General features: G+C 67.5%; 1 protein-coding gene. It reads left to right on the top strand.

The features are described 5' to 3' along the window. Positions 1-523: 523 nt before the first annotated feature. Complete coding sequence (locus AB0M87_RS33300) at positions 524-1,573, top strand: hypothetical protein (RefSeq protein ID WP_365859638.1); 1,050 nt, start codon at positions 524-526, stop codon at positions 1,571-1,573. Positions 1,574-2,322 lie beyond the last annotated feature (749 nt).

Here is a 2,322-nt window from a genome sequence, read left to right as displayed (position 1 = left end):
GTCTGTGGTCGGGCCCGACCACAGACCCGACCACGGCTTTGTGACGCGTTTGTGATCGTGCCCGACCACAGACCCGACCACCGGATTCGGGCCCCTCTGCCGTCCCGCCCCCACGCGAACGTGAACCGGCACTTTTCTTGCTTTACGAGCCCACCGGGCGCCCCGACTGCGGCCGGCCTCTGCGCATCCGTCCCTGCCCAGGCACCAAACCCTCGCCGCACGGCACTGCGCACCAGCTGCCCGGCACAACTGCGCAAGCGGGCCCCGCCCTGAACACCGGGGCAGTACCTCCTTCTACGGCAGCTACATGTCACCCGATAGGGAACTGCGCACGCGCGGTACTACCAGCGTGGTCGGCTCGGTGGTCGCCCCCGACCACGCACTGCGCGGCAACGAGATCGGATCGTGACTCATGGTCACCACTGGTGGACGTCAGACCGGTCGGAGACAGCACATGAACTGAGGCCTTGGAGCAGCCGCCGTCCCGAATCCGGGGGATGCGCAGCGACGCGAAGGGAATGACGTGAGCAGCTACGGGTCCGGAACCCAGCGCGGCACGATGGCCGCCGACCACTTTGTACAGATCGCCAACGGGCTGTTCCGCGACCGCCGCCTGAGCTTCAAGGCCAAGGGCATCTTCGGACTCATCGCGAGCCACCGGGACGGATGGCGGGTGAGCGTACGCGAGCTCGTGCGTTCCTCGACCGAGGGAATCCACGCGGTGCGCGGCGGGCTCACCGAACTGGAGCGCTTCGGCTACCTGACACGAGTCAGGGAACGAGCGGCGAACGGGACATGGGGAGACATCGTCTACGCCATCACCGACATGCCGGCCGCCCTCAACGACCTGACCGCCCAGCCCCCGGGCCGCCGTGCACAAACGACCAGGTCGCAACCAAGATGCGATTTTCCGCACGCGGATAGTCCGACGGCGGATGATCCGCCCACAAAGAACACCAGAAGCAAGAAGACCAAGAGCAAGAACACCATCCGTCCCTCCGCGCCCGGCGAACCGCCAGCCGGGCACGAGAGCACTCCGCCTCAGGCTGATCCCACAGCCGAGCCGCCTGCGCCCGCTCCCTCGACAGGGATGGCCTTCCTGCTGCACGTGGCCGCGCAGCGCCCCGAGTACCTGCTGACAGGAAAGCCCCTTCAGGACCAGGCGGAGGTCGTCTCCAGCATGCTGGAGAAGGGATGGACACATCCGCAGCTGGAACACATCATCGTCGGGCGCCCTTTGCCCGAGCCGGTCTACACATCTATTGGTGCCATCGTCGCAGCCCGGCTGCGTGCCGCGGACCAGGCCCCGCCGCCACGGCGCCTCAACAGCGAAAACGACGGAGACGGCGAGGACCTCAAGCGGCCCTCAGCTGCCCGGGACGTCGACGCCGCGCTCTCCTACCGGCCGCTCGTGGAGTGCTCAGGATGCGGACGCCCCGGCACAGCCCCGGGAGAAGACCTCTGCCCGGCCTGCTTGCAATGGCCGCTGTGCACTACCTGCACAGGGCCCACGCCCAAACACGCCCACCCCGCAGGAGACGGACGCTGCGCTACCTGCCGCGGAGGGTGGTGAGTTCCCGGTGTCTAACTCACTGAAGCCCCGACGCGTCCAAAGGGGTACCGCAGGACAGCGCTCCCTCGTCCCCGCCGACCCACGCCCCGTCACAACCGCACGCCGTAGTCCGAAATCGTGAAATATCCACGGCCCGTCGCGCCGGTCGCGCGCCTTGCTCGGTGACCGGCTCTCACCGACGTACCACTCGCCGCGCGCCCGTATCCCGGCGATACGGCCCTCACCTGAGCGGCTTCCACACAGAGAGAGAAGTGCTTCCATGATGGGTTTCTTCCGACGCCGCAGCCCCGCGGCATTCGTGCCTGCGCCCGACTCGCATTCCTGCGCCGAACTCGATGCGCTGCCCCGATGCGGCTCTGCGCTCATCACCGAGCTCGCTGCGCTGCACTGCCACACTCGTCACCTCGCGAGCCTCGCAGCCCGCGAACAGCGCCCCGACGAATACCTGCTGCTCGCCCGGCCCATTCTGCAGCACGTCCTCGAAGGCTGGCTCGCTCAGACCGGCGATCGCGGAACCATCACCGATCTGCTCCTCACCCCTGATCCCGCTGCTGGACAACCAGTACGGCCGGAAACCCCGCTGGTGGCCAGCGCAGTTCGGCGGAGCCCGAGGATGATGCCTCCCTCTCCGGAGACCTCCCTCCCGTCAGTAACGGGTCTGTACCGTGACTGGTGTAACTCCCGAGCTGGAAGCGACAGTTGATGACTGACGTGATGAGTGGCATCGAGGCCGGGGAGGCCGCCGTGGA

Origin of the sequence: Streptomyces sp. NPDC051320 (genome assembly GCF_040682175.1) — a bacterium.
GTDB lineage: Bacteria > Actinomycetota > Actinomycetes > Streptomycetales > Streptomycetaceae > Streptomyces.
This window is presented reverse-complemented; position numbering and strand designations above follow the sequence as displayed.